This is a genomic window from Priestia sp. TRM10, from assembly GCF_057808375.1.
This window is the reverse complement of sequence record NZ_JBJZOT010000004.1, coordinates 85,403-100,361: the sequence shown is the minus strand read 5'-3', so window position 1 is coordinate 100,361 and position 14,959 is coordinate 85,403. Positions and strand designations below refer to the sequence as shown.

At 32.4% G+C, this 14,959-nt stretch carries 14 protein-coding genes; 9 read left to right on the top strand and 5 right to left on the bottom strand.

What is annotated here, in order from left to right:
* Positions 1–772: ParM/StbA family protein (locus tag ACK3CR_RS04580; RefSeq protein ID WP_488974935.1), on the bottom strand; the 772-nt coding region annotated here is incomplete at its 3' end.
* Positions 773–1,579: 807 nt separating this feature from the next.
* Positions 1,580–2,560, bottom strand: a complete 981-nt coding sequence (locus tag ACK3CR_RS04575; protein ID WP_488974934.1) for a hypothetical protein — start codon at positions 2,558–2,560, stop codon at positions 1,580–1,582.
* A gap of 847 nt (positions 2,561–3,407) precedes the next feature.
* Between ACK3CR_RS04575 and ACK3CR_RS04570 the strand changes: the two genes are divergently transcribed.
* Positions 3,408–4,058 (top strand): MerR family transcriptional regulator, encoded by a 651-nt coding sequence (locus ACK3CR_RS04570; RefSeq protein WP_488974933.1) that lies wholly within the window; start codon positions 3,408–3,410, stop codon positions 4,056–4,058.
* A gap of 92 nt (positions 4,059–4,150) precedes the next feature.
* Here ACK3CR_RS04570 and ACK3CR_RS04565 read toward each other — a convergent pair whose 3' ends face one another.
* From ACK3CR_RS04565 to ACK3CR_RS04555, 3 genes are all read right to left on the bottom strand, one after another.
* Positions 4,151–4,711: a replication-relaxation family protein gene (locus tag ACK3CR_RS04565; protein WP_488974932.1), complete on the bottom strand. Its 561-nt coding sequence runs from the start codon at positions 4,709–4,711 to the stop codon at positions 4,151–4,153.
* A complete protein-coding gene (locus tag ACK3CR_RS04560; RefSeq protein WP_488974931.1) occupies positions 4,695–5,861 on the bottom strand; it encodes an FtsK/SpoIIIE domain-containing protein in 1,167 nt (388 codons plus the stop codon). The genes ACK3CR_RS04565 and ACK3CR_RS04560 overlap by 17 nt, the downstream gene beginning before the upstream one ends.
* A 119-nt stretch (positions 5,862–5,980) precedes the next feature.
* Complete coding sequence (locus tag ACK3CR_RS04555) at positions 5,981–6,157, bottom strand: hypothetical protein (RefSeq protein ID WP_430106772.1); 177 nt, start codon at positions 6,155–6,157, stop codon at positions 5,981–5,983.
* Positions 6,158–6,309: 152 nt separating this feature from the next.
* Between ACK3CR_RS04555 and ACK3CR_RS04550 the strand changes: the two genes are divergently transcribed.
* The 8 genes from ACK3CR_RS04550 (at position 6,310) to ACK3CR_RS04515 (ending at position 14,601) form a co-directional block, all read left to right on the top strand.
* Positions 6,310–6,522, top strand: coding sequence for a helix-turn-helix domain-containing protein (locus ACK3CR_RS04550; RefSeq protein ID WP_113749910.1), 213 nt, complete (start codon positions 6,310–6,312; stop codon positions 6,520–6,522).
* 255 nt (positions 6,523–6,777) lie between these two features.
* Complete coding sequence (locus ACK3CR_RS04545; protein WP_488974930.1) at positions 6,778–6,975, top strand: IDEAL domain-containing protein; 198 nt, start codon at positions 6,778–6,780, stop codon at positions 6,973–6,975.
* A gap of 906 nt (positions 6,976–7,881) precedes the next feature.
* On the top strand, positions 7,882–8,742 hold the full coding sequence (locus tag ACK3CR_RS04540) for a YitT family protein (protein WP_488974929.1): 861 nt from the start codon (positions 7,882–7,884) through the stop codon (positions 8,740–8,742).
* A gap of 554 nt (positions 8,743–9,296) precedes the next feature.
* Positions 9,297–10,013 carry a haloacid dehalogenase type II gene (locus tag ACK3CR_RS04535; RefSeq protein WP_488974928.1) on the top strand — a complete coding sequence of 239 codons (717 nt, stop codon included), beginning with the start codon at positions 9,297–9,299 and terminating at the stop codon, positions 10,011–10,013.
* A gap of 373 nt (positions 10,014–10,386) precedes the next feature.
* On the top strand, positions 10,387–11,067 hold the full coding sequence (locus tag ACK3CR_RS04530) for a B3/B4 domain-containing protein (RefSeq protein ID WP_488974927.1): 681 nt from the start codon (positions 10,387–10,389) through the stop codon (positions 11,065–11,067).
* A gap of 450 nt (positions 11,068–11,517) precedes the next feature.
* A complete protein-coding gene (locus ACK3CR_RS04525; RefSeq protein ID WP_488974926.1) occupies positions 11,518–12,171 on the top strand; it encodes a GntR family transcriptional regulator in 654 nt (217 codons plus the stop codon).
* A 278-nt stretch (positions 12,172–12,449) separates the two neighbouring features.
* Positions 12,450–13,376: an EamA family transporter gene (locus ACK3CR_RS04520; RefSeq protein ID WP_488974925.1), complete on the top strand. Its 927-nt coding sequence runs from the start codon at positions 12,450–12,452 to the stop codon at positions 13,374–13,376.
* Positions 13,377–13,509: 133 nt separating this feature from the next.
* Positions 13,510–14,601 carry a tartrate dehydrogenase gene (locus tag ACK3CR_RS04515; protein ID WP_488974924.1) on the top strand — a complete coding sequence of 364 codons (1,092 nt, stop codon included), beginning with the start codon at positions 13,510–13,512 and terminating at the stop codon, positions 14,599–14,601.
* Positions 14,602–14,959 lie beyond the last annotated feature (358 nt).

Sequence of the window (14,959 nt, the reverse complement as noted above, 5' to 3'; positions counted from 1 at the left end):
CTGCATGACCTACTCCTCGTCTTTCCCCCGTACACTGTTCTGGTTGTGGGTTCACACCTACGGAGTAAATATACTCAGTTGTTCCACTTCCAATATCGATATGCATAATTTTGGAGTTCGTGAAATGTGAACCATCAACTTTCTTCATTCCATACTCTTTACAAAACTCTTTAAACATATCATTTGGTCCTTCAAAGATCGCATATAATGCCGGAATACCTTCTTTGGTAACCTTCACTTGTGAAAAGTTTAATTCTACGCTTACCTGTTCTTGTCCTACATACACAATGACCACATGAGAAGTTTCCATAAAACGCTCTTCTAACTGTCTTGCTGTCTCTATATTGTGTTGACTAGCTGGAATGGCACTACTCATACCCACCTCTGCTTTTATGGATTGAGGAAGGTTTCCTTCTGCATCGTAATGCTTTTGTACAGCTCTTCCTGCTACATAACCTAACGTATTAATTAAAGGTAAATCGCTGCTATGTTTTTCATGAACGGCAATATCCATATTGCTTACGCCTTCTGTTGTTTGAATTGCTCGTTCTCCAATCATATATAAACCATCACGACGAATCGATGAGCTTGAAATATGTACGAGTAATTGGTCAATGAGATTTGTTACGTTCTTTTGTACATCATTTTCATGAACCGAAGGTTTTCGATTAATTCTTTTATAAGCACTTGGAACTTTCACTACCTCTTCCATGCCTGGTTCAAGAATCTTCATTTTATCGTTTCCGATATCATTCGCAAGGATCATCTTCATTATTAAATCCCACTCCTCTTATATTTTATAATGAAATTATAACATTTTTATATAATAAAAGGATAAAAAACATATAAAAAATGTAATCAAATATAAAATACACCTTTTTCATACAATTTTATATTAAAAAAGGTTCCTTTTTTATAAACGGGAGATAAAAACAATCAAACATCTTAAAATAAAACAAAAACCAATCCTTAATTATATAAAAAACATATAAAATAGGTATGGTTTTTGTTTTAAATAATAAAAATATAAAAATTCATTTGCTTAGGGACCACTTGGACTCCACTAATTCTATATAGAGCACAAATTTCTCCTTACAATAGAAAATGTTATTAGATCGTTAAACTCTATTACTGCTTTATATACGAATATAGTAGAACATGCAAATATAATATTTAATAAGATTTTTATATATCTAATCTTAATCTAAGAAATTCAAAAGAAGCTATTTCCTGTATTTATACAATGGCTGCAATTTTCACAAATAACATCTCAATTACTTATGTTTACATACCTCTCTATTATTACTGACGCATTTAGATAAAAATCTACTCTAAAACATTTATCTGCTATTCCCATATATATCTTGTACACCATATGTTCTCTACAAAACAGAATAGAATTTACAGGTATGATTATATAAAGGATTCATTATTTATCGGTTGCATAGACAATAAGGTACAAATTTCATCTTGTAGACCATATAGAGAGTTAGCTCTATATGAATATTGAAATCTCTCTTTTTTATATTCTTAAACACAATAGAAATCATAATTTAGGTAAAGTAATAAAATATGTACTCTACTTATAATGGGCTAAGATAGCTCTCATTTGAGCCATTTCAGTTTCTTCGGATTTATCCTCTATTTTAGAAACTTCTTGTTCTGCTACTTCTTGTGTTTCTTTGAACCAGGCAGGTAACATTTCTTTTCGTACAATTCGATATGGTACATTTTGGTCACCAGAAATCTCTTCACATTCTAATAAAGTATTAAATTTATTAAATGCAATACGATATACGAGTTTACATTGTTCTTCTAAGCTCATAGAGCTCGTTTTTAGGTATGTAAAAAGAGTATGTATAGATTCATAAGCTACAATATGGATTTCCTTAATAGAAAGCGAATGTGAAGTATTTCTAAGTACTTTATGATAAGCCATTCTAACTCGTAAATATAAATCTCTTAATGAATCTTTAAAAATATCTTTAAAAGTTTGATTAACTAATTTAGGAACACCTTTTATAAAAGGTATGGTTTTATACATAATATGATCTTTAATATTATTTTTAGGTAAATAATAGGTAGAAACTTTTTTTGCTTCTTCATTCTTACTTGCACAAGGTTTTTCGGCTTTTTCAGCTTGGACATCTGTTTGGACATTAAAGTTAAAATACTGGTCCCAAATAGAAAAGTAAGGGTGATCCACAAAGAAATATACAGCTGCTCCTCGACCATTATGTCTGGCTGAAGAACGATGCTTTTTAACTACTTTTCCTGCTTCTTGTAAAGTTTTCATCACACGACGAATAGTACGGGTAGAGAGGTTATGTAATTGAGCAAAATATGTGTCCTTAGCATAGATAAATCCTTTATCTGTTGCTAAAAAGCATAAAGTATCAATAGCATGTCTCGTTTCAGCTTTTAGTCGATTAAATGTTTCTCCATACGCTGCTTCAACAACATCTAATAATTTGTACTTCATTTGTTTCTGCTGTTGCTTAGATTTAATACAAGAGTCGTATTGCTGCATATAATTAAAATCAGAATTTAGAATCAACATTTTTCTCTCCCTTTCATTATGGGAAAACGAAAAAGGTATGTTTACCGTATTATTAAACGGTAAACATACCTCCCATAAAAAAAGAGAATTATGCAATAAACCCTTGAAATATCATAAAATATATCGTACAATACAGGTACAAAATTATGATAAGTAACAAGAGGTTTAAGGCAGGTTGTTTACCGTGGGTCTGTCACGGTGGACCGTCGTAGGATGTTGGCGCATCACTACGATTGTCTTGAGCCTTTTTTATTTTCCGAACTTATTTAGTTGGTGTTATTATAGCAAACCCTACCATTTTAAACAATCAATTTTTTAGATATTTTAATAGACTGTAATAAATTCTCTCTAAAACGGGTTGAATCACCTTAGTTACAAGTAAGTATGTTCTATTTATTCTTTAAGATCAATGTTCTAATTGAACATTGATCTGGCAATCGTGTCGGATTTGTTTTTTTTACTCATAAACGAAGGTTTCCTTGCTTACTTATAGAATTTAAGATGTAATATCCTTTCTTAAATGTGGTGTACATGTAGTTTGTGTTCTACTTATGGACTACAAACAAATATGCTATTATGCACTAAACATATGTACAAGCTATATTTTAGTCTGCATATGTGGACTACATTCCACAAGTGGATTACAATTGATAGTATAATTCAGATAAACTTATTTTCTATCCTTGTTGCTTATTAGAGTTTTATGGTTCACATGTGCAGCACGTGACACATGTAGAGCACAAAATATTATATTTATATTTTCAATATAATCAATCCTTTTTCTTTTCATATAGACTACATGTAGGCAACTGAATACATATGGACTGCATTTCAAAAGGAGGTTACCATGGATAATTATTGGAGAATCAGTGATTTTGCTAAACAAGTTAACAAACATACTAATACAGTAGATGGTTGGTTTAAAAACCTTGAAGACAAGAAAATTCATTTTATTAATCGTACAGATAATGGGGAAAAGGTCTATGATCAAACAGATTTAGATATAGCCTTATATATTAAAGATAAAAGGGACAATAAATGGTCTCTAGATGCTATATTTGACGATTTACATAACTACTTTGATTTAAGAGCTGCACCTTCAGATTATGAAACGAACTCTACAAGTGTTCCATATGTTGTTGACATAGAAGCTATAAAAAAAGAGATCTTAACTGCAGCAGAACAAATTGCTGTTACACAAACTGAAGAAATTAAGAGCTATTATAAAGAATTAATTAATCAATTACCTAAACCTAAAACAAGACAAGAGGAAAGGGAAGAGAGAATAGAGTTATTACTTCTTCAAAAGAAAGTGGAAAGATTTTTGACACAAGAGGCTAAAGATAAATGGAATCAAAAACCGGAGAGTGAACGTTTTAAAAGGGTAGGTTTTTTTCGAAAAGAGGAAGATACATTTAAACGAGAAGAATTTATCAAAGATTATATAAACGAACATTTCGAATCCAGATTAAAAGATTCTTTAGATACAAATAAATAAAGATCTCAATTTATATTATCAACTACATGTGGACTACAAAATATACTATTTGTTTAACATTAAACCAGGGACTTTTTCAGTCCCTGGTTTTTCTATTCTATGTCTTCTTTTATCAATACTTCTGCATTTACTTTATATTCTTGACACCAGGTTAGGATTCTTTCTTTCCTCACTTGAGTAGTCGTATAGAAGATTAATAAAGCTTGTTGTTCTCCTAGGGCTTGAAAGAGGGAACGATATAACCTAATTTTCTTCTTATTTTCGAGCATTTTCTGTTTGAGATCCACTTCCACAAAACAAATGACACCGTGAAGGAAAAAGCGAGCATCACTAATGAGCTTATAGGTTTCTCCCTGGATTCTCCATTCATTCGGTCGTTCCACTTTCCAATCCTTCGGACACCCATAATGCAAGTAAATATCATTCCGTCTCACTTTATGTTCTAACTGTGTTAAATGAGGTTTGTTCTTTTCCGATCCAATATGTTGGCGTCCTTTCTTCGATAGATAATAGACGTTTTCATGGAGACGTTTATGGTTTAAAAAAGGACTCATATTGTAGAGAACACGATTGGCATTTCGTACACTCTTTAATTGAAATAGGGCTTGTAATTGAGAGCGACTCATACATTCCAACTTATCCAAGGCGTACATAATCTTCTCCTGTCTTGTCTGGCACAGCTGTTTGTTTTGCAATTTCATACCCTCCAATCCGTTTCCAGATTTCCTCATGATTGAGGTAGGGGACTTGCACTTCTTTCACTTCATGCGTTTTAATCAACGCACGTCCTTTGATATCTGAAGGTAAGGTTTCGGCTCCATACGCATCAAGGGCTACCTTGGACGCATAATCACTTCCCAGCCGAAAACTAACCTTTAAATCCGCATTTTGCTTGATCGAGCCATTCAATACATTCGAGGTAGGGTATTGGGTTCCGTACACCAATCGAACGCCCAGAGCGCCTCCTAGGCGTGCTATTTCACTGAGGATCGATTGACACTGTGTTAACGTCTTCTTTTCTTCTTTCTCCATAAATTTTTCAGGTGTCAGTTGGGCGGCTTCATCAATCAACACAAACAGACGTTGAGAAAGGGGAGTGTCCACAATATTGGACCACCCTTGACGCTTAAAAAGGGCCATTCGTTCCTTCATGTCTTTCTGTACCTGTTTCAAGGCATATAAGGACTCTATTGGATCACTGGCTATACGTTTGACCTGTTGTAGGTTCTTATATCGGTCAAACTCTAATCCACCCTTTAAATCGATAATAACGAATTGAGCATCCCAGGGATGATGCTCAATCAGATAGGTCATCATGACTTTCATCATGACCGTTTTTCCAAAGCGAGTCGTCCCCGAAATCGTGGTATGCGGTGTATGGTCAAAATGATGAAAATGCCATCCCTGATGGTTTTTCCCTAATGGGACCATCCATCCTTTACGATAGGGGACGTCTTGGTACGAAACGTAGGAAGGCATTTTATGTTTTGAAATCTCAATGATGAGCCATTTCTTAAAGGATACGTTCACTGCTTGATCTAACATGAGGGATAAAACCTGTTGTAAGGTTCGCAGTGTTTTTTCTTCTAAGGCTAAAGGTGTGCGGTAAATCAACTTGATTTGTTTTGTACTTTTACATTCTCGAACAAGCTGAGGATATCGATTGTTTTTTCCATCTTTCACGTGGATATGGTATTGCTCAAATATTTGCTGTACGACTCGATGTTCCTCACTGGATGTATTCCTTCCAAACCACAAGGCAGCCGCACTCGTTACAATCGGAATCGCCATAAGCTCCCACATCGTTTTCACTCCTTCTTTTATCTTTTATAGATAGTTCCATAAAAAAGGAAGCTTCCAAATGTTATTCTGATCACCATGAACCTATTCCTTTTGCTCTTCTAGCCTGGTTGAAACCCTGGTCATAAGAAGGGAAGGAAAGAAGACAAGGTATACAAAAAATAGAGCAAGCTCCCCAAGATACCAACATTCATTCCAACCTGCATGATGACTCTTACCTTTTCTTTATCGACCCATCCTTTTCTCTCTGCATAAATCACCATGAATAACACCATGCTTGTTCCTAAGATTGTAGCCATTTAAACGCCTCCTCAATTGGTATAGTGGAGTGTATGTAGTATGGGTTGTTCAACTTATCTTGTCCTGTACAAAAACTTAAAGATTTCTGTATAAAAACTTAAAGAAATGGACATAAATGAAGCCATAGAGCCATAATATAGAGGTGTAAAGAATGGGAGTCAAAAAAACAAAGTTAAAAAAATGGTTAGCAAAAGAAGGAAGAACTCAAGTTTGGCTGGCGAGGAACTCAAAACTCTCGGAAACAGCAATGAGTCAAATTTGCTCAGGTAAACGAGAGCCCAACGTATCTACGGTTAAAAGGATTATGACAGCTATTAGAAAAGTGGATAAGAATGCAAAAGTTGATGATTTCTTTGATATTTGAATGAAGGTAGAATAATGTCGTGAAAAAGAGAATAGTTATATGTAATGAATATACATAAGACCGCCTTATACACTTATAGATAGTGGGCGGTCTTTGCTATCGGTATGCTTATTATTTTAAAAAGGCTTAAGCCTTTATCTATCGTCTTAAGGCTATATAACCATAAAAAAGGTTTTATCTATCAATCTCGTATTAAAAGCGTGAAAAAGGGGAATACTTTTGACAAAAGAGCAAAGATAAAGGGGTTGACGTTTGATGGAAAACAATTTGTCTAATGGAATGAACCAAGTTGAAATCCATATACATGACGAGGTAATAGCTGAATTGTTTTTGAATCAAGTGATGAAGGATTTCAAAAAAATTAAGGTCCTTGAGAAAATTGACCAATCATTAAAAAATAGAGATAAGGAAACTTTTTTACGTTTAACGGAAGAACTTAAATCGGTTTCTTGATAAGAGCCTACTATATAAAAGAATTTTTAAATAAAATATTATTTCATGTCTAAAAAATACGGACTTCAACCATGAATCAGTATCTGTCACCATTATCTAAAGTCTAGAGTAAGCATAGGTAGAACTTCACTAACCTTCATATAGCAAATAAAAAAGAAACCCTTTGCTTAGAACTAGCAAAGGGTTTTTACATATGGGGAATACATCAGTAGTATAAACAGTTTTGTAGATTGGTATATATCTATGTTTAAGTATCTTATTCTTTGTTAAAGGTATGACAAGGGTGATTGTGGTAGGTGTAGGGAGGTTTTCCATGTTAAAAGAAAGCATGAAAAGAGCATAAAAGGATTTCTTTTTATGTACAAGCGAAGTAAATGAGCAACAAGGGAAATTGTGGAAAATATAAGGAATACTCCCACAGGCATATACTAGTTATTATCATGAAAATAAAGTAATATAGGGCCTGATTTTGCATTTATCTTCTGTTTGATGGGTAATACCCCACTAAATGTAAAATTTGATTAGGGTATATAGTATATACAAAAAAGAATCACCTCGCCCTAGCTTGTTTGATTATTAATTTATTAGACAATAATGGGAAAAATTGAGGAATTTTGATACTATGTTTCTTCAAAAAGCTAAGAGTTTTTATGATATTGACATAAATCAACGAAGCTTATATAATCGTCTAGGACATTGCGGGGAATCAGTTTTCTTGAAGGATTTTCAAGGACGTTTTTTAACTAAAAATGATTTTATGAGGAAAGTAGAGAATAAACAATTATCGTAATTCTTTCGTCTTAGAAATTGATTGTGTTTTTAAAACAACAATTTCTAAGGCGTTTTTTATTTCATTTTCTATTTTTTAAAAAATAATCCTATTTATTAGGGGAGGAGATTCATATAATGAAAACTGCTTACAAAGATATCCTTTTAATTATTATTGGGACATTTCTAATAGCTGCATCTATTGAGTTTTTTGTTATTCCAAACAAATTAGGTGATGGAAGTACAGTTGGTATTGCTTTGGTTTTATTTTATCTATTTCATATTCCTACAAGTATAAGTACATTTCTAATTAACCTTATCTTTATCGCTGTAGCTTATAAATTTTTAACAAAGAAAACAATCATTTATACTGCAATTGGAACAATCATGACATCTATTTTCCTTAAAATCGCAAGCTTTATTCCATTTAGTATTAATGACATGATTTTAGGGATCGTGTTTGGTTCCTTATTGATGGGAGCAGGTTTAGCATTAATCTTTATTGCTGATGGTTCTACTGGAGGAACTACTCTTATGGCTTATTTATTAAACTACACCAAAGGATATAGTTTTTCAAAAAGTCTGTTTTACATGGATAGTTTGATTATACTGGCTTCTATATTTGCTATAGGATTAAATAACACATTATACACATTTATTTTTGTTTATTTATGCATTAAAATCGTTGATTTAATGATAGAAGGTTTTCACAATAAAAAAGCAATGACCATTATGTCTGATCAATATGAAAAAATTGCTCAGTTCATTACTCGTGAGTTCGGTAGCGCTGCAACTATATTTTATGGATATGGTTATTATGCTAGTAAGGATAAACGTATTATTTACGTAGTAATTAAAAAGAACGAACTTTTAAAAATTAAGAAGAGTGTGCAAGAAATTGATCCGAACTCATTTATTGTTATCCATGAGGTTAAGGAAGTTGTGGGTGGTAAATTTGGGTTTATGAGCAAGAAATTAATTAAAAAGGAACGAGGTTAAGGAATATTAACTATTTTTAAGTAGAATCAATTATAAAGAGAATGTTAATCAATATTCGCTAGATAATATATTTTTTAAAAAACGTAGCTATTTGTGATTAAGGTCCTTTTTATTCACATTATAATCACTACTATATAGTTCTTATCTTTGTGTAAGAATATATAAATAAAAAGAAAAAGCGCAAATTCGTTGTTAATGAACAGATTTGGGCTTTTTTACTTCCTTTAACTTTAACAAAATAAAAATTAAAATACACCATGTAAAATTACCAATGATAAAAATTTGAAATAGTGGAAATATTTTAGTAATTGAGGAGTTTTTTGATTTCCCAATAAGCAGCATTATAATAGCTACTCTTATTTATTTAATTAGAATTTATTATTTATCATATGAGCATCCTTCTTTTTTATAGGAATTTAAATCTTGCCTTTAAATTCTTTATAAAAATTTTATTTTATACCTTCGAAAACTATTGACTTTTCTGAAAATTATAACTATATTGGGTTTATGTCGACATTTATAAAATCGACAATAAGATGAAGGGGGAATTTTATATGGCAGCACCTAAAGCAGTGACTTTTGATAATTTTGGAACATTAATTGATTGGGAAGGCGAAATACAAAAGGAGTTTAGTAAAATCTTAGCGAAGCACGGGATTGTTGGTGTCGATGTTAAAGCTTTACAACGTCATTGGGAAAATCGTCAATTTGACTATATTCAAGAAAAGTATCGCCCATATAAAGAGGTCTTAAAAAATACTTTACCTATGGCCTTTAATGATTTTGGATACCCATTCACAGAAGAAGATTGTATTGAGTTCTCTGAATCTATGGGGAGATGGCAGCCCTTTGCTGATACAAAACAAGCATTATTAGAACTAAAGAAATACACTAAAATTGTGTTAATTACAAACACTGATGATGCAATTATTAAAGAATCTGTAAAACAAATTGGTGTGGAATTTGACGAAATTATTACTGCTGAGCAAGCAGGTGCTTATAAACCAAGCCATAAAGGTTTCCATTTAGCTTTAGAGCGTTTAGGATTAGATAAATCAGAAGTTTTACATGCCGGATTTGGCTTTAAATATGATGTGGTACCGGCTACTGAGCTCGGTTTTCAGACATGCTGGATCAACCGTCAGGGTGAAGTACGCCCAGTAGATGTTAAAGAGACCTATCTAGTGGGAGATATGAAAACCTTTACACTCCTTATAAAAGCTATGGCACAAACTGAAAGCATTAGATGGGAAAAAGAGATGGTTAAATAGGAATGGGCTTCTTTTATGAAGCCCATTTAACAAATTTAACACAGAGTAGTACATAAAAAGAAATGAAATACGATGAAGGAATAATTGATGACTACAACGATTAGTTTGCATTATACTATAATGGAAAAGGTTCAATTTCCAAAATTGAGGGCGATAATACTTTAAAGTTTTTAATCCTTGGAATAATGAAAAGTTAGTAATATTGGTAGAGCTAACTCAACAAGAAATTCAAGATTTGATTACAAATCCTGTACTGTAGAAACGTTTAAAAATAAAAGATTAACTCCTCAAGAACAATTAAACGCTTTAAATCCGTAATAAAGAGCTCTCTTTAATTTTTTTATTCTTATATAATGTGAAAGGTAGAACTAGAATGATTAAACCATCAAAAGTGAACATTGATTCCAGTATTAGTAAGGTTTCACCTAATATTTCATTAGGTATCATTACATACAAGGTTCAAGAACTAACTGAATCTAGTAATGATTTTAAGCAGAAGTTTGCATCTCTTAAGGAAACTTTAATTAATAAGTACTCTACAATTAAAGTTACAGATCAAGATGAAGTAAAAGCCTGGAGAGGACTCCTAAAACAATTAAAAATTGATCCTTCTCGCTATAAAGTATCATCTGAAGCACTTATCAAGAGAACTATTTCAGATAAACCCTTATTTTGGGTAAATGGTGCGGTGGATGTTAACAATTTCCTATCTATTTTACATGCTACTTCTATGGGGATATACGACATGGATCATATTCAAGGTAGTATATCCTATGGTTTGGGTAGCGATGAAGCTAGCTATGATGCATTAAATGGAAGAATAGTATCTATGCAAGGAAAACCACATCTCTCTGATGAGCTTGGTGGTTTTGGTAGTCCTATTGTTGATTCTCAACGAGCAAAGGTTACAATGGAAAGTAAAAATTTGATGCATGTTCTATATTTTCATCCAGGAATATCTCTCGATGAAAAAGCCTTGATTATAAATAAAACAGCTGAAACATTTTCAGAAGAATTAGGTGCTGAAATAACAAGTAATAATGTAGTTAATTAATTTATCAGATTTAAAAGTTAATTAGGACGGATACATTTTAAATAATGAAAAAAATTAAGCATTAATTACTACTATTTAATGAACTAAGTAAACTCCCCCTTAACTGATGCGGCAATGGGAACTGGTAATTGTGCGGATACTATTGCCGTTTTTTAAAATTAATATTTGCTGAATATTAACAGGAAAATTTTTATTTGTATTGTAAATCAACATAATATTTTTCAACCCGGATAAATAATAGCAGCCTCTTATATATTTAAAAATGACTCCTGACCATCATAAATCTATCGATACTTTTAATGTATCAGTATTTTCTAACTATTGACTCTACATGTCATTATGTTTAAAATTATCAGAAAGTACTTGTCGACATTCGGAAATTATACTTTTTAGAAAGAAGATCAAACTTTAAATGTATGATATTTCGTAGTGGTTAAGGAGGGATAGACTATGAATAAAAAATCAAATTTAATACAACCTCCGTTAAGTGAGATTGTTGCGAATGAATTAAAAAGAAGGATATGGGAAGGTGAAATTGAATTTGGTGATCGTCTAATGGAACCTGACCTTTCATCTAATTTAGGTGTCAGTCGTAGTTCTCTACGTGAAGCACTGCAATTACTTGAGCATGAAGGATTAGTTGTTAGTGCCCCAAGAAGAGGAACTTTTGTAAATAAATTCGAGAAAAAGGATTTAAAAGAAATCTATGAGGCTCGATTACTGATAGAGGTATATGCTTTTGAAAAAGCTGTACACAATATCAAAGAAGAAGATATAAAGGAACTAGAATCCAAAGTTCAACGTATGAAAGAAAGTATGCAAAGTGATAAATGGGATGAAATTCTCAATCTTGATTTAGAATTTCATGCATACGTGGTTAACTTATGCCATAATGCAACGATGATAAAGTTTTACAATTTAATCCTTGTTCAAATACGTACTTTCTTATCAAGGTTATCTCGCCATTATTCAAATCTTGAATCTCTTTATCAAGAGCATAAAGAAATGTTAGAGGCTATTAAGACACGAGATGAAAAAGTAGTAAAAGAAAAGGTTGTAGAGCACATTCAGGATGCTGGTTTGAGATTATTTGGTGAAAAGTAAAAAGAATAATGCTGTTTCTTCATTACTCAATAAAGGAACAGCGTTACCAGCATTAATTTTAAAACATCAATGTCGACAATCGACAAAAATATTTATAAGAACCCTTATGAAAGGAATTTTAGGTTTTGATTTTGATAAATGCCAAGTGAATATAACTGAATATTTTAAATAATAAAACCTTAAGTAATCATATTTCTCTTCCTAAGTTTATGATTACTTAATTAGAATTTTGAATAATATTGATTCAAAATTGAGTTTATCGTTAGGGGATATTTAGTATGAAGTATTGGCAAGCAATTTTATTATTTTCAATGGGGGCATCAAGCTTTGGAGCAACTCCTGTTTTTTCTAAATGGGGGTTTACTGCTGGATTTTCTCTTAGTGAAATCATTTGGATACAAATGTTACTAGCTTCAGCAATTCTCTGGAGTATAGCTTTAATTAAAAAGCCTAACTGGGGAAATATAAATCGAAAAAAGATTTTATCGTTAATGCTTTCTGGAACATTAGGGGGATTAACGAATGTACTTTACTATGCATCCATGCTGTATTTACCGGCATCAATTGCCGTCGTTTTAGTATTCCAATTTGTATGGATTGGAGTCTTATATGAATTTCTTTTCAGTAAGAAACTGCCTTCTAAGACAACACTTCTTTCAGTAATATTAACTTTAGTTGGAGTATTTCTAGCATCCAATGTCATAGAAGGTAACTTTTCCAATGTACCTATGATTGCAATAATATTAGGATTTGGTTCAGCTTTTTGTTTTGCGGGCTTTATTTATTCAAGTGGTCGAGTAGCCAAGGATGTAGATCCATTTCTACGTTCATCTTTTATGGTTTCAGGATCTCTTATTTTGATGACATTTCTATTCCCACCAACCTCTATTGCAGCAGAAACTATAACAAGCTCGGTTTGGTTTTATAGTCTGGGAGTAGCTGTTTTTGGCTCTATATTACCACCCTTACTATTCGCAATTAGTGCCCCTCATCTGCCTAACTCCTTATGTACAATTTTAGGCGCAATAGAATTGCCTGTGGCTATAATTATAGCCAAGTTAGTATTGAAGGAAAACGTAAGTCCTTTGCAGTGGATGGGTGTCATAATTATTATGATTTGTATGTCTATTAATGAAATTAAAGTTATGATTACTAGATTGTTTAATAAAAAATTGAACGAGAAAATTGATAGATCTATACCATAAGATTCTTGCTTATATGAAGGAATAGTTCTAAGTACTTTTTAAAGTTAGGTTCTCTTCACCCCTAAAAATCAATTAGTATCTCAACTTTAAAAGCGTAATATAAATAAAAAGAAAGAAAGGCAGAGGAATTTATATGAAAAAATTTAAAGTTGCTGTCATTGCGGGAGATGGAATTGGTCCTGAAGTAATTAATGAAGGCATAAAAGTATTAAAAGAAATAGCAAATTTAAGTAAAGAGTTCACAATTGATTTTAATCATTTTCCGTGGGGATGTGAATATTACTTAAAAAACGGAAAAATGATGGATGATGATGGAATAGATCAGTTGAAAAATTATGATGCCATTTATTTAGGCGCTGTTGGATACCCAGGAGTACCTGATCATATATCCCTATGGGATCTGCTTCTACGAATTAGAAAAGAATTTGATCAGTATGTGAATATACGTCCTATAACTCTTATGCAAGGAACTCAAAATGTTTTATCCGGGGCAAAGAGAGAAGATATTGACATGTTGTTTATCCGAGAAAATAGTGAAGGAGAATATGCAGGAGCAGGAGATTGGCTCTTTAAAGGTCAACCAGAGGAAGTAGTTTTACAAACTGGTGTTTTTTCTCGAAAGGGAACAGAAAGAATTATTCGTTATGCTTTTGAAACTTCTAGAAAACTAGGGAAATCCTTAACAAGTATCAGTAAAGGTAATGCACTAAACTATTCAATGGTTTTCTGGGATCAAATATTTGAAGAAGTAAGTAAAGAATATCCTGATGTGAAAACGCATTCTTACCTTGTGGATGCAGCAAGTATGTTTATGGTCAAACAACCTCAACGATTTGAAGTTGTGGTTACATCTAACTTATTTGGAGACATTCTCACTGATTTAGGAGCTGCTCTAGCTGGGGGATTAGGATTAGCAGCAGGGGCTAATATTAACCCTGAGAGAACTTATCCTTCTATGTTTGAACCAATACATGGTTCTGCACCAGACATCGCAGGGAAAGGAGTTGCAAATCCACTTGCGGCTATATGGTCAGCTAGTCAAATGATGGAATTTTTCGGATATAAAGAATTAGCTCAAAATATATTAAAAGCTATTGAATCTCTTTTAATTGAAGGAAAAGTACTAACACCAGATATGGGAGGAAAGGCATCAACTTCAGAAGTCGGAGATCGTATTATACAAATGTTAGCACAAATCATAGATCAAGGTAGAACGCCAGTATAAGTAAGATACACATTATTTGCATTGTAAAGCATCTATTTAAAATAGATGCTTTTTTTGATGAAATCATACCTTAGATAAAATTATGGTATATAAATATAACGAAATATTTTAAATGCTAAACGATAAAGTGTTTTTTAAGTGCCTTCAACTATTAGTTGGATATTAGCACACAAAAGGTTTACTCGATACGACAAACCATGTATAATGAGGACCGAAATTAAACTTGAGGTGAAATAAAATGTTCTTAGCTCCATTATTTGAAAATGATGTACCAGTAGCACTTCTCCGTCCTTAATGGAGTAAAGTGACTACTTCTCTCCGTTAGGGCATTCATTGACCTAATTTTTAAATACGGAGG

What these genes read in the sequence shown, in the direction of transcription:
- ACK3CR_RS04575 (WP_488974934.1), bottom strand. Translation starts at nt 2,560, where the DNA reads ATGTTGATTCTAAATTCTGATTTTAATTATATGCAGCAATACGACTCT.
- ACK3CR_RS04570 (WP_488974933.1), top strand. Translation starts at nt 3,408, where the DNA reads ATGGATAATTATTGGAGAATCAGTGATTTTGCTAAACAAGTTAACAAA.
- ACK3CR_RS04565 (WP_488974932.1), bottom strand. Translation starts at nt 4,711, where the DNA reads ATGTACGCCTTGGATAAGTTGGAATGTATGAGTCGCTCTCAATTACAA.
- ACK3CR_RS04560 (WP_488974931.1), bottom strand. Translation starts at nt 5,861, where the DNA reads ATGTGGGAGCTTATGGCGATTCCGATTGTAACGAGTGCGGCTGCCTTG.
- ACK3CR_RS04555 (WP_430106772.1), bottom strand. Translation starts at nt 6,157, where the DNA reads ATGGCTACAATCTTAGGAACAAGCATGGTGTTATTCATGGTGATTTAT.
- ACK3CR_RS04550 (WP_113749910.1), top strand. Translation starts at nt 6,310, where the DNA reads ATGGGAGTCAAAAAAACAAAGTTAAAAAAATGGTTAGCAAAAGAAGGA.
- ACK3CR_RS04545 (WP_488974930.1), top strand. Translation starts at nt 6,778, where the DNA reads ATGGAAAACAATTTGTCTAATGGAATGAACCAAGTTGAAATCCATATA.
- ACK3CR_RS04540 (WP_488974929.1), top strand. Translation starts at nt 7,882, where the DNA reads ATGAAAACTGCTTACAAAGATATCCTTTTAATTATTATTGGGACATTT.
- ACK3CR_RS04535 (WP_488974928.1), top strand. Translation starts at nt 9,297, where the DNA reads ATGGCAGCACCTAAAGCAGTGACTTTTGATAATTTTGGAACATTAATT.
- ACK3CR_RS04530 (WP_488974927.1), top strand. Translation starts at nt 10,387, where the DNA reads ATGATTAAACCATCAAAAGTGAACATTGATTCCAGTATTAGTAAGGTT.
- ACK3CR_RS04525 (WP_488974926.1), top strand. Translation starts at nt 11,518, where the DNA reads ATGAATAAAAAATCAAATTTAATACAACCTCCGTTAAGTGAGATTGTT.
- ACK3CR_RS04520 (WP_488974925.1), top strand. Translation starts at nt 12,450, where the DNA reads ATGAAGTATTGGCAAGCAATTTTATTATTTTCAATGGGGGCATCAAGC.
- ACK3CR_RS04515 (WP_488974924.1), top strand. Translation starts at nt 13,510, where the DNA reads ATGAAAAAATTTAAAGTTGCTGTCATTGCGGGAGATGGAATTGGTCCT.